At 74.5% G+C, this 24,321-nt stretch carries 17 protein-coding genes; 10 read left to right on the top strand and 7 right to left on the bottom strand.

Annotated features, from left to right (window positions below):
- Positions 1–71 precede the first annotated feature (71 nt).
- Both A6V29_RS10055 and A6V29_RS10050 read right to left on the bottom strand, forming a co-directional pair.
- Positions 72–2,912 (bottom strand): FAD-binding and (Fe-S)-binding domain-containing protein, encoded by a 2,841-nt coding sequence (locus A6V29_RS10055; RefSeq protein ID WP_137160158.1) that lies wholly within the window; start codon positions 2,910–2,912, stop codon positions 72–74.
- Complete coding sequence (locus A6V29_RS10050) at positions 2,909–3,781, bottom strand: universal stress protein (protein ID WP_137160157.1); 873 nt, start codon at positions 3,779–3,781, stop codon at positions 2,909–2,911. Before A6V29_RS10050 ends, A6V29_RS10055 begins: the two co-directional genes overlap by 4 nt.
- Positions 3,782–3,986: 205 nt before the next feature.
- Here A6V29_RS10050 and A6V29_RS10045 point away from each other — a divergent pair, with 205 nt between their 5' ends.
- From A6V29_RS10045 to A6V29_RS10035, 3 genes are all read left to right on the top strand, one after another.
- Positions 3,987–6,422 carry a phosphoketolase family protein gene (locus A6V29_RS10045; RefSeq protein ID WP_137160156.1) on the top strand — a complete coding sequence of 812 codons (2,436 nt, stop codon included), beginning with the start codon at positions 3,987–3,989 and terminating at the stop codon, positions 6,420–6,422.
- Positions 6,419–7,516: an acetate/propionate family kinase gene (locus A6V29_RS10040; protein ID WP_137160155.1), complete on the top strand. Its 1,098-nt coding sequence runs from the start codon at positions 6,419–6,421 to the stop codon at positions 7,514–7,516. Before A6V29_RS10045 ends, A6V29_RS10040 begins: the two co-directional genes overlap by 4 nt.
- Before the next feature lie 106 nt (positions 7,517–7,622).
- Positions 7,623–8,534 (top strand): universal stress protein, encoded by a 912-nt coding sequence (locus A6V29_RS10035; protein WP_137160154.1) that lies wholly within the window; start codon positions 7,623–7,625, stop codon positions 8,532–8,534.
- Positions 8,535–8,541: 7 nt separating this feature from the next.
- Here A6V29_RS10035 and A6V29_RS10030 read toward each other — a convergent pair whose 3' ends face one another.
- Positions 8,542–8,946, bottom strand: a complete 405-nt coding sequence (locus A6V29_RS10030; RefSeq protein ID WP_137160153.1) for a cupin domain-containing protein — start codon at positions 8,944–8,946, stop codon at positions 8,542–8,544.
- Between the two features lie 238 nt (positions 8,947–9,184).
- Between A6V29_RS10030 and A6V29_RS10025 the strand changes: the two genes are divergently transcribed.
- Positions 9,185–9,916: a class I SAM-dependent methyltransferase gene (locus tag A6V29_RS10025; RefSeq protein WP_212719212.1), complete on the top strand. Its 732-nt coding sequence runs from the start codon at positions 9,185–9,187 to the stop codon at positions 9,914–9,916.
- A 71-nt stretch (positions 9,917–9,987) separates the two neighbouring features.
- Here A6V29_RS10025 and A6V29_RS10020 read toward each other — a convergent pair whose 3' ends face one another.
- Positions 9,988–11,256, bottom strand: coding sequence for a lipopolysaccharide biosynthesis protein (locus A6V29_RS10020; RefSeq protein ID WP_137160152.1), 1,269 nt, complete (start codon positions 11,254–11,256; stop codon positions 9,988–9,990).
- A 67-nt stretch (positions 11,257–11,323) separates the two neighbouring features.
- Positions 11,324–12,592 carry a glycosyltransferase family 4 protein gene (locus A6V29_RS10015; RefSeq protein ID WP_212719210.1) on the bottom strand — a complete coding sequence of 423 codons (1,269 nt, stop codon included), beginning with the start codon at positions 12,590–12,592 and terminating at the stop codon, positions 11,324–11,326.
- Between the two features lie 75 nt (positions 12,593–12,667).
- On the opposite strand from A6V29_RS10015, the gene A6V29_RS10010 reads away from it, so the two are divergent.
- From A6V29_RS10010 to A6V29_RS09990, 5 genes are all read left to right on the top strand, one after another.
- A complete protein-coding gene (locus A6V29_RS10010; protein ID WP_137160151.1) occupies positions 12,668–13,396 on the top strand; it encodes a class I SAM-dependent methyltransferase in 729 nt (242 codons plus the stop codon).
- A 246-nt stretch (positions 13,397–13,642) separates the two neighbouring features.
- Entirely contained in the window at positions 13,643–14,614 is a 972-nt protein-coding gene (gene pgfA, locus A6V29_RS10005) for a cell envelope lipid trafficking protein PgfA (RefSeq protein ID WP_137160150.1), read from the top strand.
- Positions 14,615–14,633: 19 nt separating this feature from the next.
- Positions 14,634–18,869: an alpha-(1->3)-arabinofuranosyltransferase gene (locus A6V29_RS10000; RefSeq protein WP_137160149.1), complete on the top strand. Its 4,236-nt coding sequence runs from the start codon at positions 14,634–14,636 to the stop codon at positions 18,867–18,869.
- Positions 18,870–18,897: 28 nt separating this feature from the next.
- Positions 18,898–20,118: a DUF5005 domain-containing protein gene (locus A6V29_RS09995; RefSeq protein WP_170977812.1), complete on the top strand. Its 1,221-nt coding sequence runs from the start codon at positions 18,898–18,900 to the stop codon at positions 20,116–20,118.
- Between the two features lie 67 nt (positions 20,119–20,185).
- Positions 20,186–21,505 (top strand): MFS transporter, encoded by a 1,320-nt coding sequence (locus A6V29_RS09990; protein WP_137160147.1) that lies wholly within the window; start codon positions 20,186–20,188, stop codon positions 21,503–21,505.
- 49 nt (positions 21,506–21,554) lie between these two features.
- On the opposite strand, the gene A6V29_RS09985 is transcribed toward A6V29_RS09990, so the two are convergent.
- Both A6V29_RS09985 and A6V29_RS09980 read right to left on the bottom strand, forming a co-directional pair.
- The gene (locus A6V29_RS09985; protein ID WP_137160146.1) at positions 21,555–22,172 is read right to left on the bottom strand and encodes an FMN reductase; all 618 of its coding nucleotides are present in this window, start codon (positions 22,170–22,172) and stop codon (positions 21,555–21,557) included.
- Positions 22,172–23,314: an LLM class flavin-dependent oxidoreductase gene (locus A6V29_RS09980; RefSeq protein WP_137160145.1), complete on the bottom strand. Its 1,143-nt coding sequence runs from the start codon at positions 23,312–23,314 to the stop codon at positions 22,172–22,174. The genes A6V29_RS09985 and A6V29_RS09980 overlap by 1 nt, the downstream gene beginning before the upstream one ends.
- Before the next feature lie 308 nt (positions 23,315–23,622).
- Here A6V29_RS09980 and A6V29_RS09975 point away from each other — a divergent pair.
- A partial coding sequence (locus tag A6V29_RS09975; protein ID WP_212719208.1) for a DivIVA domain-containing protein occupies positions 23,623–24,321 on the top strand: 699 nt, incomplete at its 3' end.

Below are 24,321 nucleotides of genomic sequence, written 5' to 3'. Positions count from 1 at the left end.
CCTGATCATCGGGCGTCCTCCCTCACGATGAACCGCGAGGGAGGACGCCGCACCGCGAGGGAGGACGCCGCTCAGCCGGTCCGGCCGGCCAGCAGCTGGGCGAGGTGCAGGCCGCGACGGCCGGCCAGCTGGTCCAGCTGCGTGCGGCAGGAGAAGCCGTCGGCCAGGACGACGGCGTCGTCGGGCAACCCCTCGACGGCCGGCAGCAGCTGCTGCTGGGCGACCGCCACCGACACGTCGTGGTGCCCCTTCTCCACACCCCAGTTCCCGGCCAGCCCGCAGCAGCCGCCCAACCGGGTGACCTCGGCGCCGGCGCGGCGCAGCAGCTCCGCGTCGGCCGACCAGCCCAGCACCGAGGCGTGGTGGCAGTGCGGCTGCGCGACGACCTGGAGCCCGGCCAGCGAGGGCGGCTCCCATCCCGAGGTCTCCGCGAGCAGCTCGGCGAGCGTGCGGGTGCCGCGAGCGACCCGCTCCGCCTCCGGCCCGCCGACCACCTCCAGCGCCTCGGCGCGCAGCACCGCGGTGCAGGACGGCTCCACCCCCACCACGGGGATCCCGGCGTCCACCACCGGCGCGAGCTCCGCCACGGTGTGCCCGAGGATGCGGCGGGCGGCGTCGAGCTGGCCGGTGGTGATCCAGGTCAGCCCGCAGCAGGTGTCCGAGCCCGGCACCTGCACCTGGTAGCCGGCCGCCTCGAGCACCTCGGCCGTGGCGAGGGCGACGGCGGGGTCGAAGTGGTCGGTGAACGAGTCGACCCAGAGCGCGACCGGCGGCCCCGTGCCGGAGTGGGGCCGCGCCGCCCACTGCGCGCGGAAGGTCCGGGCCGCGAAGGCGGGCACCTCCCGGCGCTGGTCCATCCCGGCGCCCCACTTGGCCAGCCGCCCGCCCAGCCGCGAGCCCAGCACCCCGTTGACCAGCCGCGGGGCGCGGGCCGCGAGGTCGGCCCACCGCGGCAACCAGCCCAGCGTGTAGTGCGGACGCGGGCGCAGCCGCCGTCGGTAGGACTGGTGCAGCACCTCGGCCTTGTAGGTCGCCATGTCGACACCGGTCGGGCAGTCGCGCGAGCAGCCCTTGCAGGACAGGCAGAGGTCCAGGGCCTCGTGCACCTCGGGGGAGCGCCAGTCCCGCACCGGGCCGCCCGGCGCGAGCATCTCCTGCAGGACCCGCGCGCGGCCGCGGGTGGTGTCCTTCTCCTCGCGGGTGGCCGGCCACGACGGGCACATCACCCCGCCGGAGGACTGCAGGTCCGCCCGGCACTTGCCGACGCCGGTGCAGCGGTGCACCGCCGCGGAGAAGTCGCCCCCGTCGTGCCGGTACGCCAGCGCCAGGGTCGGCCGCGCGCCGTCGCGGCGCAGCGGGGGAGCGGCCGCCACCCGGATGTCCGCGTCGACCGGCGCCGGACGCACCAGCACGCCCGGGTTGAGGACGTCGTCGGGGTCGAACAGCGCCTTGACCCGGCCGAACAGGGCCAGCACCTCGGGGGAGTACATGTGCCGCAGCAGCTCGCTGCGGGCCCGACCGTCTCCGTGCTCGCCGGAGATCGATCCGCCGTAGGAAGCCACCAGCGCGGCCGCCTCCTCGACGAACGCCCGGTAGCGCCCCCGGCCGGAGTCGGGTCCGGTGCCCAGCGGGAAGTCGATCCGCACGTGCACGCAGCCGTCGCCGAAGTGCCCGTAAGGCACGCCCTGCAGGCCGTGCCCGGCCAGGAGCGCCTCGAACCCGCGCAGGTAGTCGCCCAGGTGCTCCACCGGGACGGCGGCGTCCTCCCACCCCGCGTGCGCCGGGCGGCCGTCGGACGTGCGCGCGGCCAGCCCGGCGCCGTCCTCGCGGATCCGCCACAGCGCCGCGGCCTCGGCGACGGAGGTGACGACCAGGGTGTCCAGCGCCCCGGAGTCGGCGACGACGCGCGCGGCCGTGGCCTCGATCTCGGCCACCGAGTCGCCGGTCAGCTCGACCATCAGCCAGCCCTCACCGCGCGGCAGGTCCGGGACGACGGCGGCCGGCACGTCGCGCAGCCGCTGCACGATCCGCGAGTCCAGGCCCTCGACGGCGGTGGGGGAGTGCCGGAGCAGCGCCGGGGTGGCATCCGCGGCCTCGGCCATCGACGGGTAGCCGAGGACGACGAGCCCGCGGTACGGCGCGTCGGCGACCAGCCGGACCGTCGCGCGGCGCACCAGCGCGAGCGTCCCCTCGCTGCCGACCAGCGCGCGGGCGACGTCGAAGCCGTGCTCGGGCAGCAGGTGCTCCAGGGAGTAGCCCGAGACCTGGCGGCCGAAGCGGCCCAGCTCGGTGCGGATCGGCGCCAGCGCGCCGTCGACGAGCGCCCGCAGGTCGTCGAGCACGGGGCCGGAAGCGCCGGGCAGGTCCAGCCGCGCGCCGGAGCCGGTGACGACGTCCAGGCCGACGACGTTGTCCGACGTCCGGCCGTAGCCCAGCGCGCGCGAGCCGCAGGCGTTGTTGCCGATCATCCCGCCGACGGTGCAGCGGTTGTGCGTGCTCGGGTCGGGGCCGAAGCGGAGCCCGTGCGGGCGGGCCGCCGCCTGCAGCGACGCCTGCACGACCCCCGGGTCGATGACGGCGGTGCGCGCCTCGGCGTCGATCGAGTGCACCCGGTGCAGGTACCGGCTGGTGTCCAGGACGACGCCGGGCCCGACGGCGTTGCCCGCGATCGAGGTGCCGGCCCCCCGAGCGGTGAGCGGCACGCCCAGCTCGCGGCACACGGCGAGCGTCGCCTCGATCTCGTCGGCCGAGCGGGGCTTGACGACGGCTCGCGGGAGCACCCGGTACAACGACCCGTCGGAGGAGTAGAGCGCGCGGGCGAGCCCCGAGTCGTCGACGTCGGTCAGCCCGGCGCGGCGCAGGGCGGCGCCCAGCTCCGCGGTGTCCGGAGCGCCGTCCACGGTCGCGGTCATCGGGAGCGGCCCGACTCGAGCGGGACCACGGCCACCGGGCCGGTCGCCCGGCGGAGGACGGCGTGGGTCGTCGTCGACCGGCGGGACGAGAACGGCCCCCGCTGCCGGTGCCCGATGACGAGCAGCTCCGCGGTCATCCCGGCGGCGAGCAGGCTGTTCGCGGGCTTGCCGCGGGCCACGACCTCGCGGACGTCCACCGTGGGCCAGGCCTGCTGCCAGCTCTCCAGCGTGTCGGTCAGGAGCTTCTCCTCATCTGCGCTCACGGCCGCCCAGTCGATGGCGGGACCGTCGGACTCCAGGCGGGCCGGTGAGACCGCCCGCCACGCGTGCACCGCGACCAGATCGGTGTGGCGGTTGGCGGCCTCCCGGAACGCGAACGCGAGCAGCGCGTCCGTGCCGGGGCCGCCGTCGACACCCACGACCACCGACCGGCGCCCGCGCACCACGAGGGAGGTCGTGTTGTCAGGCAGGACGATGACGGGGCTGCGGGCGGAGGCGGCGAGGTCCGCCGCGGTCGAGCCGACCCGCGGTGGCTTCCGTCCCCCCGCGCCCTGGCCACCCACGACGACCAGCTGCGCGCCCGTCGAGGCGGCGCGGAGGACGTCCACCGGGTCGCCCTGCTCCACGCTCCAGTCCACCCGCATCGGCGCGCACGTGGCCATGAGGGACGACGCCACCGACCGCAGCGTGGGGCCGGCCCGGGTGCCGAGGAGGTCGGCCACGTCCAGCGAGGCGTGCACCAGCCGCAGCGGCGCACCGCACAGGCGGGCGGTGTCGGCCGCGAACCGCCCGGCGCGGACGGAGATCTCGGAACCGTCGATCCCGGCGACCACCGGGCGCGGCGCGGCGTTGCCGTTCTGCACGGTCATCGGGGCACCGCCCGTCCGCCCCCAGGAACACCGACCGCGACCAGGGCAGGCCGGGGGACGGACTCGGTGATGTCCCGGACAGCGGTGGTCATCGGCGCTCCTCGTGCACCGGCGCCGGTGCGATGGGTCGTCCCGGCCTGTCCGGTCAGGCTAGTGAACGCGGCCCGGGTTGCCTGCGGTGGGCGGTATCGGCTGGGATCGGGCGATGGACGCCCACGCGGATCCCCGGACGGCATCGCCAGCGCCTCTCTCCGCCGAGGAGCTCGCGGCACTGGACGCCTGGTGGCGGGCGGCGAACTACCTGTCGGTGGGCCAGATCTACCTCATGGACAACCCGCTGCTGCGGGAACCGCTGCGCCCGGAGCACATCAAGCCCCGGCTGCTCGGCCACTGGGGGACCACACCCGGGCTGAACTTCGTCTACGCCCACCTCAACCGGGCCATCTCCGCTCGCGACCTGGACATGATCTACGTGATGGGGCCCGGTCACGGCGGCCCGGGTCCGGTCGCCGCGGCCTGGCTGGAGGGCACGTACAGCCACTACTACCCGGACGTCTCCCAGGACGAGGTCGGCATGCGCCGGCTGTTCACCCAGTTCTCGTTCCCCGGCGGGATCCCCAGCCACGTCGCCCCGGAGACCCCGGGCTCGATCCACGAGGGCGGCGAGCTCGGCTACGCCCTCGTCCACGCCTACGGCGCCGCGTTCGACAACCCCGAGCTCGTGGTGGCCGCGATCGTGGGCGACGGCGAGGCCGAGACCGGTCCGCTCGCCGCGAGCTGGCACTCGAACAAGTTCCTCGACCCCACCCGGGACGGCGCCGTGCTGCCGATCCTGCACCTGAACGGCTACAAGATCGCCAGCCCGACGGTCCTGGCGCGGATCCCGCGCGAGGAGCTGCTGGACCTGCTGCGAGGCTACGGCCACACGCCCTACGTCGTGGAGGGCGACGATCCCGCCCACATGCACCAGCGGTTCGCCGCCGCCCTCGACGCCTGCCTGGACGAGATCGCCGGGATCCAGCGCCGCGCGCGGGAGGACGGCGCGACCGAGCGGCCGAGCTGGCCGATGATCGTCCTGGTCTCGCCCAAGGGCTGGACCGGGCCCGACGTCGTCGACGGCGTGCAGGTCGAGGGCAGCTGGCGGTCCCACCAGGTGCCGTTCAAGGACGCGCGCGGGGACGACGGGCACCGCGAGGTCCTCGAGCGCTGGCTGCGCAGCTACCGCCCCGAGGAGCTGTTCGACGACGACGGCGCCCCCGTGCCCGCCGTCCGGGACCTGCATCCCGCCCACGGGCGGCGGATGAGCGCCAACCCGCACGCGAACGGCGGCAAGCTGCTGCAGCCCCTGCGGATGCCCGACTTCCGCGACCAGGCGGTCCCCGTGGACTCGCCCGGTACCGGCGCGGTGGAGGCGACCCGCGTGCTCGGGCAGTTCCTGCGCGAGGTCATGCGCGAGAACATGGACACGTTCCGCGTCTTCGCCCCCGACGAGAACAACTCCAACCGGCTGGACGCCGTCCTCGAGGTCACCGACCGCACCTGGATGGCCGAGCGGGAGCCCGGCGACGACGCGCTGGCCCCGGACGGCCGGGTGATGGAGGTCCTCTCCGAGCACCTCTGCCAGGGCTGGCTGGAGGGCTACCTGCTCACCGGCCGGCACGGCTTCTTCTCCTGCTACGAGGCGTTCGTGCATGTCGTCGACTCGATGTTCAACCAGCACGCCAAGTGGCTGAAGACGACGAACGAGATCGCGTGGCGCCGGCCGATCGCCTCGCTGAACTACCTGCTCACCTCGCACGTGTGGCGGCAGGACCACAACGGCTTCTCCCACCAGGACCCGGGCTTCATCGACCACGCCGTGAACAAGAAGGCCGATGTCATCCGGGTCTACCTACCGCCGGACGCGAACACCCTGCTCTCGGTGGCCGACCACTGCCTGCGCACCCGCCAGTACGTGAACATCATCGTCGCGGGCAAGCAGCCGGCCCTGCAGTACCTCGACATCGACGCGGCGATCGAGCACTGCACCAAGGGCATCGGGATCTGGACCTGGGCCAGCACCGACGCGGGGGAGGAGCCCGACGTGGTGCTGGGCTGCGCCGGCGACGTCCCGACCATGGAGACCCTCGCGGCCGCCGAGCTGCTCCGCGGCTGGTTCCCGGACCTGCGCATCCGGGTGGTCAACGTCGTGGACCTGATGCGGCTGCAGGACGACAGGGAGCACCCGCACGGGCTGTCCGACCGGGAGTTCGACGCCTACTTCACGCAGGACCGGCCGGTGATCTTCGCCTACCACGGCTACCCGTGGCTGATCCACCGGCTGACCTACCGGCGCACCAACCACGACAACTTCCACGTGCGCGGCTACGTCGAGGAGGGCACCACGACGACGCCCTTCGACATCTGCGTGATGAACCGCATCGACCGCTACAACCTGGCCATCGACGTCATCGACCGGGTGCCGCGGCTGCGCACCGTGGGCGCCCACGCCCGCGACCGCCTGCGCGACATGATCATCGAGCACCGCCAGTACGTGCGGACCCACGGCGAGGACCTCCCGCAGATCCGCGACTGGCAGTGGGGAGCCGGCCCGGGGCCGGCGACCGAGGGCGGGAATCCGCTGCGGGAGCCGGAGGCGTGAGGCTCCTCGTCGTCAACGCGGGCTCCAGCAGCCTGAAGCTGGCGGTCCTCGACGACGACGGCGCCGTCGCCGCGGCCACCACCGTGGAGGCGTGGCGCGGGGAGGGCGACCTGACCCCGCTGGAGGAGTTCCTCGCCGGCTGCGGCCGGGTCGACGCCGTCGGGCACCGGGTCGTGCACGGCGGCCCCCGGCACACCGGGCCGGTGCTGGTCGACCCGCTGGTCGTCGCCCACCTCTGGTCGATCAGCCATCTGGCACCCCTGCACAACCCGCGTGCGCTGGCCGGCATCGCCGCGGCCGGCGAGCTGCTGCCCGGCGTCCCGGCCGTGGCCTGCTTCGACACCACCTTCCACACCACGCTGCCGCCGGCGGCCGCCACGTACGCCGTGCCGCGGGAGTGGAACGAGCGGTGGGGGCTGCGCCGGTACGGCTTCCACGGCCTCTCGCACGCCTGGGCCGCCCGGCGCGGCGCGGAGCTGGTCGGTCGCCCGGTCGACCGGCTGCGGATCGTCACCTGCCACCTGGGCGCGGGCGCCTCGCTGGCCGCGGTCCGCGACGGTGTCTCGGTGGACACGACGATGGGCTTCACGCCGCTGGCCGGGCTGGTGATGAACACCCGGCCGGGCACCCTCGACCCGGGGCTGCTGCTGTGGCTGCTCGAGCACGGGCACGTGCCGGTGGCCGAGCTCGGCGACGTGCTCGAGCACCATTCCGGGCTCAAGGGGCTCTCCGGCACCTCCGGCGACCTGCGGGAGGTGCTCGCCCGGCGGGCCGAGGGGGACGCGGACTGCGCCCTGGCCGTCGACATCTACCTGCACCGGCTGGCCCGCGAGGTGGCGGCGATGACCGCCGCCACCGGCGGCCTGGACCTGCTGGTGATGACCGGCGGGGTGGGGGAGCACCACCCGGCGGTGCGCGCGGCCGTCGCCGCCGCACTGGGCCACCTGGGCCTCGCGGTGGACGCGGAGCGGAACGACTCCGCTACGGGGGACGCCGACGTCTCCGCCGACGGGGCCGTCGCGCGCACGGTGGTGGTCACGTCACGGGAGGACCTGGAGATCCGGCGGCAGGTCCTGGAGCTGCTGGCCCGCTGAGCACAAGCCTCCGGACCACGGCCTCTGGAACACAGCTCTTGTGCGCCCGGGCACGATGTGGGCAGCCTGCGCAGCGCAGGACGGACGTCGAGGGTGAGGAGCGGGCGTGGCGGAGCAGCGGGACCGGGATCGGACCGTCGTCGGGGTGGACGGATCGCCCGGCGGGCGCGCAGCACTGGCGTGGGCGCTGACGGACGCCGCGCGGCGCGGCGTGCGGCTGGAGGTGGTGAGCGCCTTCCCGCTGCAGTTGATCCTGTCCGACCCGCTCCTGCTCGACGAGGCGCAGGTGGAGGCGGTGCGGGCGGACACCCTGGCCCGCAGCGAGGCGCTGGTCGAGGAGGTGCGGGCGGAGACCGGGTGCACCGACGTGCCGGTCGACGTCCTCGCCGTGGCCGGCACGCCGGCCCCGATGCTGCTCGCGGCGTCGGAGGACGCCGGGCTGCTCGTCGTCGGCAGCCGGGGCCGCGGCGCCGTGCGCAGCCTGCTGCTCGGGTCGGTCGCGCTGAGCTGCGTGACCCATTCCCGGATCCCGGTGGTCGTCGTCCATCCCCGGGAGGAGTCCGCGGCCGGACCCGCTCGCGTGGTGGTCGGCCTCGACGGCTCCGCGGCCTCGTCGGCCGCCCTGGAGCGTGCGGCCGAGGAGGCCCGCCTCCTCGGTGGCGAGGTGCTCGCCGTCGCCGCGTACTCGGCGGCGGCCTACTGGAGCGACGCCTACGCCGTGGTGCTCCCGCGGCCCGAGGAGATGGCCGCCGAGGTGCTGGCCGGGGCGCAGCGGCAGGTGGCGGCCGCGCAGCTGCCCGAGGACGTCCCGGTGCGCACGGAGTCCCGGGAGGGGCCGGCGGGCGACGTCCTCGTGGCCGCCGCCCGGGACGCCGAGCTGCTGGTCGTGGGCGGCCACGGGCAGGGCCGGGTCCGGGGGATGCTCATGGGCTCGGTGGCCCTGCACTGCGTGGTGTCCGGGCCGTGCCCCGTGCTGGTCGTCCCCGGCAGCCGCGACGGGGCGGCTGCCGGGGAATGACCGGAGGTCAGCTCGAGGACGGCGGCTCGTCCTTGCCCTCCTCCTCGAGCCGGTCGGCCTCCTCCTTGGTCGCGTGCACCGCGCCGTCGGCGTGCTCGGGCGGGCCGTACACCGTGTAGAGGATGAGCGGGTTCGGGCCGGTGTTGACGAAGTTGTGCTTCGCGCCGGCCGGCACGACAACCAGGTCGCCGGAGGCGACGTTCTTCTCCGAGCCCGAGACGATCGCCTTCCCGGTGCCGCCGACGAAGCTGAGGATCTGGTCGATGTCGTCGTGCACCTCCTCGCCGATCTCGCCACCCGGGGGGATCGTCATGATCACCAGCTGGGTGTGCTTCCCGGTCCAGAGCACCCGGCGGAAGTCGCCGCTCTTCTCCGCCTCGGTCTCGATCGTGTAGTGGATGACGGACGCCATGGACGGCGCTCCTCTCGTCTCGGCTGGTACGGCCGCCCACCGGGCGACCGGCGGGCATCTGGGCTGCTCCTGCCCCTCGAACCGGTCGAGTAGTCCTGGATTCCCCCGGATGACCGACCACCGGGCGGTCGGGTCACCGGCCGGCGTCCTCCGCCGCGCCGACACGCCCGCAGTGCGGAGCGGACGTCTCCGGCATGTAGCGTCTCCGCGATCGTGACTGTCCTGTGATGGAGGCAAGGTGCCGGACTCTTCCCTGACGCCCTCGGGTCAGACCTTCGAGGAGGTCTGGACCGCCGCGGACCAGATCCCCGGGTGGATGACCAAGGCGCAGGCCGAGATGCTCGACGAGCACGCCCGGAGCCTGCCCGACGGGTCCGCGGTGCTCGAGATCGGCTCGCACCAGGGCCGGTCGACGGTGGTCCTCGGCCGGGTGATGCGGGAGAAGAAGGGCCGCGTGTACGCGGTCGACCCCTTCATCGACGGCAAGCTCTTCGGTGGCCGCAAGACCCGGGACGCGTTCGAGGCGAACATCAGGAACGCGGGTGTCGAGGACACCGTGGAGCTGGTCTGCGACTACTCGACGAAGATCCGGAAGTCCTGGGACAAGCCGTTCCAGATGCTCTACATCGACGGCAAGCACGACTACTGGACCTACACCGACGACCTCAAGTGGCGGGTGCACCTGCCGCCGGGTGCGCCGGTCCTGGTCCACGACTGCTTCGCGTCCTTCGGGGTCACCCTCGGCACCCTGGCGAAGGTCCTGCCGGCGAAGGATCTCCGCTACGTGCGCCGCGCGGGCTCGATGGCGCTGTTCCGCGTCGAGAAGCCGAGCCGGGCCGACCGGCTGCGCATCCTCCGCGAGCTGCCGTGGTTCGTCCGCGCCCAGGTCATCAAGGGCCTCCTGCGGCTGCGGCTGCGCGGGGTGGCCCGGGTGGTCTTCGGCCACGACTCGCCCTACGACGTGTACTGAGCCCCGACCGGCTCGATCCGGTCGGACGCGCGGCAGGCCCGGACCCCTCACGGGGGGCCGGGCCTGCCGCGTCAGACGGGCAGGGTCTCGCGCGCGGAGCTCGTGTGCGCCAGCCACATCCGCAGCAGCCCGGTGCCGACCAGCAGCAGGCTGGTGCCCAGCGCGATCCAGGCCACCGTGAGCACCGTCAGGCCGGCGCCGGCGGCGAGCACCTCGACCGCCACGACCTCGAGGGCGACGGCGCACCACACGGCGACCGCCGCGATCCGGTCGGCCGCGGCGATGCCCGAGTAGAGCAGGAGCTGGGCCAGCGCGAAGAGGCTGCCCAGCATGGCGAAGATCCAGGTCGCCCCGCCCAGGGCGGCCCCGTACTCGGCGCCGCCCACCAGTGGCAGGGCGCGGGCGCCCAGGACGGCCGTGGCGCTGGTGAGCACGATGCCCACCGCCGCGACCAGCGCGATCGCCGCGGGCAGCATCCGGCGGCGGGCGCCCTGGTGCACCAAGCGGGGCAGCAGCACGACGCTGACGCCCTGCGGGAGCCAGAAGGCGACCTTCGCGAAGATCGAGGCCACGGCGTACTCGCCGGCCAGGTCGGGGGAGAGGTGGTGGCGGGCGAGCAGCAGGTCGAGGTTGACCAGCAGGACCAGGCCGAGCAGCGCGCTGGAGGCGCGGGCCGCCGCGAAGATGTGGGGGCGCACCCCGCGCGCGAAGCCGGGGCGGCCGGTGACCAGCCAGCTCACCGTCGCGCTCGTGGTGACGCCCAGCGCCATGCCCATCAGCCCGGACTCGGGGGTGCCGCCGATCAGCAGGCCGGCGATGCCGCCGCCGGACTTCAGCACGCCGAGCGTGCTGATGACGACGGCGAGCCGCCCGTACCGGCGGGTCCCCTGCAGCAGGCCGTCGTAGCCGCCGATCAGCGTGTGCGGCACCAGGGCGGCGAGCAGCCACAGGACCGTCGTGGCGCTCGACAGGTGCAGGAGGGCGACCAGCGGACCGACGGCGAGCAGCCCCAGGATCCCGACGCCCGCGGCGCCGACCCAGCTGGCGGCGTGCAGTCGCCGTACGAGCAGCGGCCGCTCCTCGGGGGTCGAGCGCCCCAGGGTGAGGGCCGCCGCGGTCTGCAGGCCGGTCGCCGGGACGACGCCGATGAACATGACGCCCAGCAGGGCGGCGAGCTCGCCGTAGGCCTCCGGCACGAGCAGGCGGGCGGCGAAGACGGTGAAGAGGTAGGCCAGCGCGTTGATGCCCAACAGCGCCAGGGACACCAGCGCGGCCGGCACGGCGGCCTCGCGCCGCCGCCGGACCGCGCTGGGGGCGGGAGGGGCTCCCAGAGCGGTCATCCGGGCACCCCGCGGCGGGAGCCGGACGGGCCCCAGCGTCGCCGGTCTCCCCGGTGGCCGCTCGTGCTCATGCTCGCCCGGAGGCGGCGGACCCCGCGGTCGTCGCCGCCCCGCCCGGCAGGACGTCCAGCGTCAGACGGACGTCGCGGGCGGATCCCGTCCCGGCGGACTCCAGCAGCGCGACCAGGTCGCGGCCCTCGGCGTCGGTCCGCGACTCCTCGCGGCCCGACTCGCGCACGGCGCGGGCCAGGACGCCCGCGAAGGTGGCGACGCTCACGGGCCACTCGAAGTTCGCCGCGTGGCGGGCGGCGGCCTCGCCCATGGCGCGGCGGGTCGGCTCGTCCTCGAGCAGCCGGGCCACGGCGGCCGTCATCTGCTCCAGGTCGTCCACGAGCACCCCGCTCACGCCGTCGACCACGGATTCCTGCAGGCCACCGGAGGCGTGGTAGCCGACGGTGGGGACGCCGTGGCCGCCGGCCTCGATCACCACCATGCCCCAGCCCTCCTTCACCGACGGGCACAGGTGCACCCACGCAGCGGCGAGCTGCTCGTGCTTGGCCCGCTCGTCGACGAAGCCGGTGAACTCGACGCGGTCGGCGACGCCGAGCCGCTCGGCCTCGGCACGCAGCTGCTCCTCCCACCATCCCTCGCCGACGACGGCGAGGGACAGGTCGGGCCAGCGGTCGCTGAGGCGAGCGAGGATCTGGATGGCGTGCTCGACCCGCTTGTGCGGCACGAGCCGGCCCAGCACGACCAGCCGGGGGCTGGGGGAGCGTGGGGTGTCGACGTCCACGATCGGCTCGGTGCCCACGGGGACCAGGGTGATCCGCTCCCGGGCGATGCCCAGCCCGGTCATCTCGGTGCGGGTGGCCTCGGAGATCGTCACGTAAGGCACCCGGCGGTAGACCTTCGGCGCCACCTTCGACTCGAGCCACCAGCCGAGGCGGCCGCCGATCCGGCCGAACACCATCGGCCACTGCTCCTTGTGCACGTGGTGCACGACGGTGGCGACGGGGCCGCGGGTGGCCAGGGTGCTGCAGAAGGGGATGCCGTTCTGCACGTCGACGACGACGCGCGGCCGGTGCCGGCGGACGAAGCCGAACGCACGCGGGTAGACGCTGAGCCGGCGGCCGCGGCGGATGATCCGCACGCCGTTGACGACCTCTTCGGCCGGGGCCCGGCCGTGCTCGGCGCAGAACAGAGCCACGCGGAGGCCCGCGGCGGCCAGACCCTCCGCGATCCGCTGCACGTAACGTTCGGAACCGCCGCCCTCCGGGTGGCTGACGTCACGCCAGTTCACGAAGAGAACGTCGATGTCCGTCATTCGTTGTGACACCAGCGGCACACTAATGCACCTGCGCCCTGGCATCGACCAGCGATGAGCCCCGCGACCCCTTTGGAGTGCACACAGATGAACCGATCGGCCACCTTCTCCCGGTCGGTCACGTTGTTCCGGGCCTTCCTGCACGAGCAGGACGACCCCGAAGGCTTCTACAGCGTCCTCGCTGCCGACACCGTGGCGCAACTGTCCCGGTGGGCCGACCTCGACGGGGCCACGGTCCTCGACGTCGGTGGCGGTGCGGGGTACTTCGCCGACGCGTTCCGGGGCGCCGGGGCGACCTACGTCGGGCTGGAGCCGGACGCCGGCGAGATGACCGCGCGGGGGGAACCGGAGCCGGGCACGCTCCGGGCCAGCGGCGAGGAGCTGCCGATCCGGACCGGGGTGCTGGACGTCTGCTTCTCGTCCAACGTGCTGGAACACGTGCGCCGACCGTGGACGATGGCCGACGAGATGGTGCGGGTGACCAAGCCCGGCGGCATCGTCTACCTCTCCTTCCCGCCGTGGTTCGGGCCCTGGGGCGGGCACGAGACCTCGCCCTGGCACTACCTCGGCGGCTACCGGGCCCGCCGCCGCTTCGTGCGGAAGAACGGGTTCGAGCCGAAGAACAGGTACGGCGAGACGCTCTTCGCCCCCTCCGCCGGCGCCGCGCTGCGCTGGGCCCGCACCTGCCGCGACGCCGATCTGGTCGCCGCGCTGCCCCGCTACCACCCCTGGTGGGCGGCGTGGGTGCTGCGGGTGCCCGGGCTGCGCGAGTTCGTGTCGTGGAACGTCGTCCTCGTGCTCCGCAAGAAGGGCTGACCGAGACCCCACACGTGACACAGGTCACACCCCGCCCCGGAGCCACGAGCGCCCCGGGGGCCGCTCGACAGCGCCGGCACCTCGTCCGACCCGTGCGAACCGGCAGCCTCCCGGGCGTGTCGCGGAGTGTCGAACGCGGCGGGTGATCTTCCGCCGCGGCGCCCGGGGCGTCGTGCTCGTCGGGGTCCCGCTGTCCCGTACCGTCGGGGTTCGTGCCGCGCGAGCCGCTGCGGCGAGGAGGAGTGCATGCGGGCGCGAGTCGTCGGGCCGGCCGTGATCGGCCTGGGGTGTCTGGCCCTCGTCGTCGCGGTCGCCGGCTCGGGCGTGATCCCGCTGACACCTGTCGACCTCCGCCTCGACGAGAGCTTCGAGATCGAGGCCCGGGGGGCAGGGGTCACCTACCTGGACCCGGTCACCCTCACCAGCGTCACGAGCGACGAGGCGTCGCTGTCGGTCCGGGTGCGGGGGGACGAGGACACCGGCGACGCCGGTGACGACGTCGCGGTCTGGGAGTACCGGACGACTGTCGACGACGCGGACGGGACGCTGATCTCGACCGGGACGACCGTTGCCTGCCTGGACCGCCGCAGCGCCGAGGCCGTCGACTGCGTCGCCGAGTCGATCGACGGGGAGCGCGTCGACGTCACCGGGCTCGCGGTCGTGTTCCCCGCCGACACCGAGCAGCGCGACTACGCTCTCTGGGACTCCACGGTGCGGCAGTCCTTCCCCGCCCGCTTCGTGGGCACCGAGAGCCTCGACGGCACGCAGGTGTACCGCTTCGAGCAGGAGGTTCCCGTCACGGTGATCAGCTCGGTTACCGTCCCCGGGGAGCTGCTCGGCGCGCCCGGCAGCGAGCTGGGCGCCTCCGTCGCGCATAGCGCCGCGCGCACCCTGCTGGTGGAGCCGATCAGCGGCGTCGTCGTCTCCGCCGAGGAGAGTCCGGTGACGGTGCTCCCGGGCCCCGAGGGACGGCCGGGCGCCACCCTGCTGGCCGGCACGTTCACCTGGACCGACGAGTCGATCGCCGACGCGGTCGACCGGGCCGAGGAGATCCGGGCGGAGCGGTCGCAGCTGCGGGAGGTCGGCCGCTGGACCGCGGGCGGCGTCGGTGCGGCGCTCCTCGCCCTCGGCGTGCTGCTGACCATCCGCCGCCGGCCGGCCGGGACCGACCACGTGCAGGACGACGAGCCCGCCCGGGTCGCCGTCCCGAGCGCCTGAGCCGTCGGGTCCGCTGCGCATGGCGACGATGGTCACCGGCACGACCGACGCGCCGTCCTCCGTGGACGCGCCGGAGTCGAAGGGATCCCGCGAGCCGCTGACCAGGCGGGTCGTCGGCCTGCTCGCGCGCGGCCGGCTGGCGCTGGTCTGCGTCGGGTTCCTCGTCCTGGCGTTGCTCCAGTCGCCCGGCCGGATCATCGGCGACACCAAGCTCGACCTCGCCGTCGACCCGCTGGCCTTCCTCGGCCGGGCGCTCACCCTGTGGGAGCCGGAGGGCGCCGCGGGCCAGCTGCAGAACCAGGCGTACGGCTACTTCTTCCCGATGGGCCCGTTCTTCGCCCTCGGCCAGCTCGCCGGGCTGCCCGTCTGGGTGGTGCAGCGGCTCTGGTTCGCCGGCCTCATGAGCGTCGCGTTCCTCGGCGTCGTGGTGCTCGCCCGCCGGCTGCGGATCGGCACGGCCGAGACGGCGATCGTGGCCGGCATCGCGTACGCGCTCGCCCCCCGCATGATCACCGCGATCGGCACCACCTCGGTCGAGCTCGTGCCCATGGCGCTGGCGCCCTGGGTGCTCATCCCGCTGGTCGGCGCCAGGGAGCGCGGATCGGCCCGCCGGGCCGCGGCGCTCTCGGCCCTGGCGGTCTTCTGCGTCGGTGGCGTCAACGCCGTGGCGACGGCGGCCGTCCTGCCCCTGGCCGTGCTGTACCTGCTGACCCGGCCGGCCGGGCCGTTCCGTCGGCGGCTGATCATCTGGTGGGGCGTCTGCGTCGCGCTCGCGACCGCCTGGTGGGCCGGGCCGCTGTTCCTCCTGGGCAGGTTCAGCCCGCCGTTCCTCTTCTACATCGAGAACGCCGCGGCCACGACCGGCCCGACCGACGTCCTCAGCGTGCTGCGGGGGACGTCGCACTGGGTGGCGACGCTGGCCTCGCCCGCCGGGCCGACGTGGCCGGCCGGGTGGTCGCTGGTCCGCGACGCCGTCCCGATCACCGCGACGGTGCTGCTCGCCGCGGCCGGACTGGTGGCGCTGTGCCGGCGCGACCTGCCCGAGCGCACCTGGCTCGTCCTCGGGGTCCTGGCCGGCGTCGGGCTGGTCACCGTCGGGCACCTCGCCGACGTCCAGGGCCTGTGGGCCGACCGGCTCCACGAGGAGCTCGACGGCTTCCTCGCCCCGATCCGCAACGTGCACAAGTTCGACCCCGTGCTGCGGCTGCCGCTGGCCCTGGGCCTGGCCCATCTCGGGGCGGTCCTGCTCGAGCGGGCCCGCCGCCGGCGGGGTGCCGACGCCCCGGCCGGCCGCCGGCGGTGGGTGACCACCGCGCTGTCGCGGACGGTCCTCGGGGTGCTGCTCGTCGCGCTGGTCGCCGGGATCAGCCCGGCACTGGCCGGGCGGCTCGCCCCGCCCGGCGGCTTCACCGAGATCCCCGACCACTGGGGCGAGACGGCCGCCTTCCTGGCCGCCCAGCAGCCGAGCGGGCGCGCGCTGGTGCTGCCGGGGTCGTCCTTCCCGACCTACGAGTGGGGCTCGCCGACCGACGAGCCGCTGCAGGCCGTGGCCGACTCGCCGTGGGACATCCGCAACGCCATCCCGCTGACCCCCGAGGGCCACATCCGCATGCTCGACGCCGTCGAGGCCCGGCTCGCCGACGGCGAGGGGTCGGCGGGCCTGGCCCGGTACCTCGCCCGGGCGGGCATCTCCCACCTCGTGCTCCGCAACGACCTGGCCACCGGTGACGCGCGGTCCACCCGGTCCGTGCTGGTGCGCGAGGCGCTCCGGGACTCACCCGGCATCACCCCGATCGGCTCGTTCGGCGCGGTCTCCGAGCCCGACGTGATCACCGACGGCGTCGTCAGGGACTCCGGCCTCGACGAGCCCGCCCCGGCGATCGAGATCTACGGCGTCGCCGACACCGTGCCCCGGGCCTGGACCGCGCCGACGTCGTCCCTGATCGCCGTGCACGGCGGGCCCGAGGCGCTGCTCCCGCTGGAGGACCGGGGCGCGATCACCGGGCGCCCCACGGTCATGGCCGGCACCCCCGGGACGCCGGCCGAGCCGGCGATGGTGACCGACGCGCTGCTGCGCAGGGAGCGGGCCTTCGGCCGGCTGAACGACGCCACCTCGGGCGGCCTGTCCGAGGACGATCCGCTGCGCCTGAACGCCCCGGTGCGCGACTACGTGCTGCCGCACCTCGCCAAGGCCGAGAGCGTGGTCCGGTACATCGGCGGCACGCCGTCGGCCTCCAGCTCCGCCTCCGACGTCGACGGGTTCAACGGGACCCGGATGGACACCCAGCCGTGGTCGGCGGTCGACGTCGACCCGACGACGGCGTGGCGTCCCGCGCCCTGGGACGAGAGCTCCGAGCCGCCGTGGTGGCGGCTCACGGCCGAGCGGCTGTTCCTGCCCCGCGAGCTCGTCGTCTCCCTGGGCGAGGAGCCGGGCGTCGCCCGGCCGGCCGAGCTGAGGATCAGCACGGACGCCGGTGAGCTGGTCGTGCCGGTGGCCGACACCGGCGAGGAGCAGGTCCTCGAGCTGCCCGAGGGCTACACCTCGCAGGTGACGATCAGCTCGACGGTGCCCGGCGACGACCCGAACGCGCCCGCCCTCGCCCTGGCCGAGGTCCGCGTCCTGGGGCTGAGCGTGCACAGGTCGGTGGTGACGCCGGAGGCGGAGGACGGCGTCAGCCTCTTCTCCTTCGACGCCCTGCGCGGCCGGACCGGGTGCGTCACCAGCGCGGACGGCACGCCCCTGTGCGCCCCGGCCCTCGTCAGCGCCTCCGAGGAGGCCGTGTGGCTCGACCGCACCTTCACCACGCCGACCTGGGCCGACTACGAGGTCTTCGGGACGATGTCGGCCCGTCCCGGCCGGGCGCTCGACGAGCTGCTCACCGAGCTGCGGGGAACCCCGCACGTCGAGGCGACCAGCGCGCCGGTGGCCGACCCGCGGGCCAGCGCCGTCGCCGCGCTCGACGGTGATCCGGAGACCGCCTGGCTGGCGGCCGGCGACGACCGGCAGCCCACCCTGACGCTCACCTGGCCCGAGCCGCGCACCGTGGACTCGCTGCGGGTGGTCACCGCGCCCGACCTGGTCGCCGCCCGCCCCACCGCGGTCACCATCGACGCCGGCGGCCTGCCCCGCACGATGCGGCTGGCCGAGGACGGCAGCGTGCAGTTCGCGCCGGTGGTGACCGACACGCTGTCGGTCACCTTCGAGCTGCCCGAGGACGTGCGGTCGATCGACCCGTTCACCCGCTGGGAGCAGCAGGTGGGCGTCGGCGTGAGCGAGCTGGAGGTGGGCGGGCCGAACGCGGCCCTGCCCGCCGACACCGAGGTCGAGCTCGCCTGCGGCCAGGGCCCGGACGTGCAGATCGACGGCGCGGTCATGCTCACCGCCGTCCGCACCTCGGTGGGTGCGCTGCAGACGCTCGCACCGATGACGCTGGAGTTCTGCGACGCCATCCCGACCCTCAAGATCCCGGGCGGCGAGCACCGGATGCTGGCCCGCAGCAGCGAGCTCGTGAGCATCGACACCGTCACGCTGCGCCGGGTGGGCTCACCGGCCGACACCGCGCCCGGCACCCGGGCGGCGGCGGAGATCGTCCGCTGGGACGCCGAGCACCGGACCGTGCGGGTCGACGCCACCGAGGGCGACACGCTGCTCGCGATCCCCGAGAACACCAACCCCGGGTGGCGGGCGACCCTGGACGGGACACCGCTCGGCCCGGTGACGGTCGATGGCTGGCAGCAGGGCTTCGTCGTGCCCGCCGGTATGGCCGGCGACGTCGAGCTGGTCTTCCGGCCGGGGCCGGTCTACCGGACGGCGCTGGCCGTCGGGGCCGGGGCGATCGCACTGCTCGTGGTCCTCGCCGCCGTGCCGGTGCTGCGGCCCGTGCGCGAGCGGACCCCGCGGCTGCCCCGGCTCGCCGCGGCGGTCTCCGCCGCGGTGGCCTTCGCCGTGGTCGTGGGCGGGGCGCTGTTCGGCACCGCCCTGGTCGGGGGGCTGGTCGGGCTCGCCGCCCTGGGCGTCCTGTGGGTGCTGCGGCACCTGGCCGGGCGCTGGGCCTCGGTCGTGCTCGGCGCCGTGGCGGCCGGCGCTCTCCTCACCGCCGCGGTGGTCTCGCGCGGCGAACCGGGCGGGACCTCGACCGGCCAGCTGCTCGCCGTCGTCGCGCTGGCGGCCGTCGTGGCCGGCGTGCTGCCCCTGGTTCCGGTGCGACGCCTGCTGGAGCGGCTCCGCCCCCGACCGGCGACGCCGGGGGCATGAGGTGGCGCCGATGAGTCACCATGGACGAGTGCTGCGCCGATTCGCCGTCCTCCTGCCGGCGGTCTGCCTCCTCCTGACCGGGTGCATCCGGTTGCAGGCGCCCGCCCCCGAGCCGGGGCCGCCCCGCGCGGGTGAGCCGGCGCTGGTGTCGACGCCGCCGCCCCCGGACGCGGCGTCGGCGCGACTGGAGCCCTCGTGCCCGGCACCGGACCCGGAGGGCACGGTGTCGGCCGCGCAGCTCAACCGCGCCTTCGACCGCATCGACTTCCCGACCTGGCAGTCGGCCGACCTCGGGGCCACGGCCATGCTCAGCGACGGCCGCGTGTTCTGGGCCTGGGGGGACACCGGCCGCGAGAAGGGGTACCAGCCGCGCCTGGTGGACAACTCGGTGTTCGTCACCTCCGGGACCTGCATCTCCCAGGTGGTCACCGACGAGGAGACCGAGTTCTTCCCGCGGTCCCAGCGGGACCTGACCCACTGGCCCATGTCGGTGGTCCGGCTGGACCCGACCGAGGCCGACGGCGAGGGGGTGCGCGACAAGGTCGTGGTCTACCTCTCCCGCATCCAGCGCGGCGACCGCCAGTGGGACTTCCTCTTCCGCGGCACGTCGGTCGCCGTCGTCACCGTCGGCCAGGACGGCGTCCCGCGCCTGGAGCGGACCGTGGAGCTCACGCCGGACACCGCCGAGTTCGACCAGATCAACTGGGGCGCCGCGGCCGCGCCGGACGGCGAGTGGCTGCACCTGTACGGCACCCGGTACACCAACGAGGCCTTCATCACCGGCCGCGAGCTCTACGTCTCCCGCGTGCCGCTGGCCGATCCCACGAACGCCGAGGCCCAGCAGTTCTGGGACGGCACGCAGTGGCAGGTCGACCAGACGAAGGCGGCGCCGGTCATCTCCGCCGTCGACGGCACGTCCCAGACGTTGTCGGTGGACAGGATCGGCGACCGGTGGGTGGCGATCTCGAAGGCCGGCGGCGACCTCGCCGACTACATCACCATGTGGACCTCCGACTCGCCGACCGGCCCGTGGTCGGAGCCCGTCCCGGTGGTCTACTCCCCGGGCGGTCACGACGACGACCCGGACACCGTCGACCAGCTGACGTACACGCCGCTGTCCCACCCCGACATCCCGACGGCGTCCGGGGCGCTGCTGATCTCGGTCTCGCGCAACACGACCGACATCGAGGAGCTCTACGACCGGCCGCAGTCCGGGCGGGTGCTCTTCCACGAGGTCCCGCTGGTCTGAGGCCGCCGGTGAGCGAACTCACCGTGCCGCGCGGAAGATCCGGCGGCTCGTCGGCGTCCTCCTCCCCGTGACCTCGCCGACCCCTGCCCGCGCCTACGCGGTGTGGGGAGTGGCGCTGCTGTCCTACGTCGTCGCGGTCTTCCACCGCTCGTCGCTCGGCGTGGCCGCCGTCGACGCCCAGGAGCGGTTCTCCGCCGGGGCCTCGGCGGTCTCGCTGTTCCTCGTGCTCCAGCTCGCGGTCTACGCCGGGCTGCAGGTGCCCGTGGGCGTGGCGCTGGACAGGTTCGGCTCGCGCCGGCTGATCCTCGCGGGGGCCGGGACGATGGCCGCCGGCCAGTTGGTGCTCGCCCTGGCCGGGGACGTGCCGACCGCGGTGGCCGCGCGGGTGCTGGTCGGGGCCGGTGACGCCATGACGTTCATCAGCGTGCTCCGGGTCGTGTCGTTCTGGTTCCCCGGCCGGCTCGTCCCGCTCATCACCCAGCTCACCGGGATCCTCGGCCAGCTCGGCTCGGTGCTGGCCGCCTATCCGCTGGTCGCGCTGCTGCACGGCACGTCGTGGGAGGTGACGTTCCTGGGCGCCGCGGCCACCGGTCTGCTGGTGGCGCTGCTCGTGCTGGTCGCGCTCCGCGACGCGCCGGGAGGCACCGTGCGCGGCCCGGCCGTCAGGCTGGCCGACCTGCGGCACACCCTCGGGGAGACCTGGCGCGAGCCCGGGACGCGGATCGGGCTCTACACGCACCTGGTCACCCAGTTCTCCGGCACGGTCTTCGCACTGCTGTGGGGCTATCCGTTCCTGGTCGTCGGCCAGGGGCTCTCGCCGGCCACGGCGGCCGGCCTGCTCACCCTGCTCGTGCTGGTGGGGATGGCCGTGGGCCCGGTGCTCGGCCGGCTGTGCGGCCGCTGGCCGCTGCGCCGCTCGGTGCTCGTCTTCACCATCCTGGGCGCCACGGTGACCGCCTGGACCGTCGTGCTCGCCTGGCCGGGGCGGGCGCCGCTGCCGCTGCTGGTGGCGCTCGTCGTCGTCCTCGGGACCAACGGTCCGGGGTCGATGATCGGGTTCGACTACGCCCGGACGGAGAACCCGGTGGAGCGCATGGGCAGCGCCAGCGGGGTGGTGAACGTGGGCGGCTTCGTCGCCTCGCTGCTCACGATCCTCGCCGTCGGCGCCGTGCTCGACCTGCTCACCCCCGGCACGTCGACCGACTACGACCTCGGGGCGTTCCGGGCCGCCTTCGCCGTCCAGTACGTCTTCTGGGCGATCGGGCTGGCCGGGGTGTTGCGGCACCGGCGCGAGCTGCGGTCCCGGCTGGCCCGGGACGGCGTGGTGCTCGCCCCGCTGCACGTCGCGGTGCGGGCCCGGCTCCGGGGCGGTTCGGCCTACCGCTGATCTGCTTTTCCGCGGAAGAGCAGGCGGCTTCTCCGCGGAAGAGCGGGGATCAGCCGCGGAGGAGGTCCTCGAACGAGGTCTCCGGGTCGGCGAACGGGTCCACCGGCGCCGCGGGGGGCCGGCCGGCGACGACGTCGGCCAGCTCGGCCGCCGCGCGGTCGACCCGCTCGGCCAGTCCGCCGCCGGCCTCGGCGCCGCCGGCCCAGTCCTCGGACGCGGCGAACACAGCGGTGGGGACGACGGTCGCCCGCAGATAGGCGAACAGCGGCCGCAGGGCGTGCTCGAGCGCCAGCGAGTGCCGCGCCGTGCCCGCGGTGGCGCCCATGAGCACCGGCGTACCCACGAGCGCGTCCTTGTCCAGGACGTCGAAGAAGGTCTTGAACAGGCCGCTGAACGATGCGGAGAAGATCGGCGTGACGGCGATGACGGCGTCGGCCCCGGTCACGGTGTCCACCGCCTGCCGCAACGAGGTGCTCGGGAACCCGGTGAGCAGGTTGTCGGCGAGGTCGCGGGCGTGCTCGCGGAGCTCGACCAGCTCGACGGTCGTCGTGATGCCCCGCTCGGACAGCGCCGCGACCGTGGCCGCGGTCAGCCGGTCGGCCAGCAGCCGGGTCGAGCTGGGGTTGCTCAACCCGGCGCTGACGACGGCGAGGTGGCGGGTGCCCATCAGGCCTGGACCTCCTCGCGGACCTGGCCGGTGACGTCGTCGGCCGGGGCGTACACGGTGGAGTCCTTCGCGCCCCGGGCGGCCACCCGGGAGGCGTGGGTCGGGGCGTCCGGGACGTGCGCCGGCTTGAGGGCGGCGAACTCCTTGCGGAGCACCGGCACGACCTCCTCGCCGAGGATGTCGAGCTGCTCGAGCACCGTCTTCAGCGGCAGGCCAGCGTGGTCGATGAGGAACAGCTGGCGCTGGTAGTCGCCCACGTAGTCGCGGAAACCCAGCGTCCGCTCGATCACCTGCTGGGGGCTGCCGACCGTGAGCGGCGTCTGGGTGCTGAAGTCCTCGAGCGAGGGCCCGTGGCCGTAGACCGGCGCGTTGTCGAAGTACGGCCGGAACTCGTTCACCGCGTCCTGGCTGTTCTTGCGCATGAACACCTGACCGCCGAGGCCGACGATGGCCTGGTCGGCGCTGCCGTGGCCGTAGTGCTCGAAGCGGCGCCGGTAGAACTCGACCATCTTCTGGGTGTGCTCCGGCGGCCAGAAGATGTGGTTGTGGAAGAAGCCGTCGCCGTAGTAGGCGGCCTGCTCGGCGATCTGCGGGCTGCGGATCGACCCGTGCCACACGAAGGGCGGGACGCCGTCCAGCGGGCGGGGCGTCGAGGTGAAGCCCTGCAGCGGGGTGCGGTGCTTGCCCTGCCAGTCGACGACGTCGTCGGTCCACAGCTTGCGCAGCAGCGCGTAGTTCTCCACGGCCAGCTCGATGCCGTCGCGGATGTCCTTGCCGAACCAGGGGTAGACCGGGCCGGTGTTGCCGCGGCCCATCATCAGGTCCACCCGGCCGTCGGCCAGGTGCTGCAGCATCGCGTAGTCCTCGGCGATCTTCACCGGGTCGTTGGTGGTGATCAGCGTCGTGGACGTCGAGAGCTGGAGCTTCGTGGTCTTCGCCGCGATCCAGGCCAGCGTGGTGGTGGGGGAGGAGGAGAAGAAGGGCGGGTTGTGGTGCTCGCCGATGGCGAAGACGTCGAGCCCGACCTCCTCGGCCTTCTGCGCGATCGCCAGGACCGCCTTGATCCGCTCCGCCTCGGTGGGAGTACGGCCGGTGGTGGGGTCCTGCGTGATGTCGCTGACCGTGAAAACGCCGAACTGCATGGCCGCCTCCGTCGTTGGTTGAATGTGCAACTACTGCCCGGGAGAACCCGTCGACCGGGTCCAGCATTCCCCACCCTCGGCGCGCGTTCGAGCCCGACCGCCGCGGGTACATCGAGCGACCGCGCTGGGTAGCCGACGCGCCAGAACGCGCCGGATCGCGCCGCGGAGTGCTCACGGTCCGGTCACGGCGCGCGGCTCCGCGTCCACGGTTCTGGCACTGTCCGGATCGATACCAGTGAGGGCGCTGCCGATCGCCGCCGCACGAGGGGCGTGCCGGTCGGTGAGGCGACCCCGGGGAGGGGGCGGCGATGGCGGTGCGGACGAGGCCGGAGGTCGTGGACCACCCGGAGGACGGCTCGGGAGCGGGTCCGGGCGCGGTCCTGGGCGAGCAGCGGATGGCGGTCGTCGAGGGGCCGCCGACGTCGTCCGGGGCGGTGCCGCCGGCCTTCACCGGTGCGCTGGACCAGCTCCTCGGCTCGGCTCCCGTCTTCCGCAGCCGCCTGCGCGGCTACGACCCGATGGAGGTCGACACCTACGTCGCGTGGGCGGAGAACGAGCTCACCACCGTGCGCCGCCAGGTCGACGACCTGCTCGCCCGGTTCGGTGCCTGCTCCGCCGAGCTCGAGATCTCCCGGCGGCTGCTGGCCGACGCTCCGCGCGGGCGGGTCGTCTTCCCCGTCTCGGACCGGGTCGAGGAGATGCTGCGGCTGGCCGCGGAGGAAGCCGCCGCGATCACCGACAACGGGGCCCGGGAAGCGGAGCACCTGGTCGCCGAGGCCCGCAGCGAGGCCGACGCCCGGTTGCGCAAGGCGCACGAGATCAAGCAGATGGCCGTCCTCGCCGCCGACGAGCTCCGCGAGCACGCTCAGCAGCAGCGGGCCGAGGCCGCGGCTGCCCTCGAGCACGCCCGCGCCGAGGCCGCGGAGCTGCTGCGCAACGCGGCGGAGGAACGCGAGCGGCTCGCCGTCGAGGCGGCGCGGGAGCGGGACCGGCTGGCGGCCGCGGCC

It is taken from the genome of Blastococcus sp. CCUG 61487 (assembly GCF_005222955.1).
Taxonomy (GTDB): domain Bacteria; phylum Actinomycetota; class Actinomycetes; order Mycobacteriales; family Geodermatophilaceae; genus Blastococcus.
The sequence above is the reverse complement of the archived record's forward strand: the minus strand, read 5'-3'. Positions and strand labels throughout refer to the sequence as shown.

What these genes read in the sequence shown, in the direction of transcription:
- A6V29_RS10030 (WP_137160153.1), bottom strand. Translation starts at nt 8,946, where the DNA reads ATGGCGTCCGTCATCCACTACACGATCGAGACCGAGGCGGAGAAGAGC.
- A6V29_RS10010 (WP_137160151.1), top strand. Translation starts at nt 12,668, where the DNA reads ATGAACCGATCGGCCACCTTCTCCCGGTCGGTCACGTTGTTCCGGGCC.
- A6V29_RS10050 (WP_137160157.1), bottom strand. Translation starts at nt 3,781, where the DNA reads ATGACCGTGCAGAACGGCAACGCCGCGCCGCGCCCGGTGGTCGCCGGG.
- A6V29_RS09985 (WP_137160146.1), bottom strand. Translation starts at nt 22,172, where the DNA reads ATGGGCACCCGCCACCTCGCCGTCGTCAGCGCCGGGTTGAGCAACCCC.
- A6V29_RS09980 (WP_137160145.1), bottom strand. Translation starts at nt 23,314, where the DNA reads ATGCAGTTCGGCGTTTTCACGGTCAGCGACATCACGCAGGACCCCACC.
- A6V29_RS10045 (WP_137160156.1), top strand. Translation starts at nt 3,987, where the DNA reads ATGGACGCCCACGCGGATCCCCGGACGGCATCGCCAGCGCCTCTCTCC.
- A6V29_RS10020 (WP_137160152.1), bottom strand. Translation starts at nt 11,256, where the DNA reads ATGACCGCTCTGGGAGCCCCTCCCGCCCCCAGCGCGGTCCGGCGGCGG.
- pgfA (WP_137160150.1), top strand. Translation starts at nt 13,643, where the DNA reads ATGCGGGCGCGAGTCGTCGGGCCGGCCGTGATCGGCCTGGGGTGTCTG.
- A6V29_RS10000 (WP_137160149.1), top strand. Translation starts at nt 14,634, where the DNA reads ATGGCGACGATGGTCACCGGCACGACCGACGCGCCGTCCTCCGTGGAC.
- A6V29_RS10055 (WP_137160158.1), bottom strand. Translation starts at nt 2,912, where the DNA reads ATGACCGCGACCGTGGACGGCGCTCCGGACACCGCGGAGCTGGGCGCC.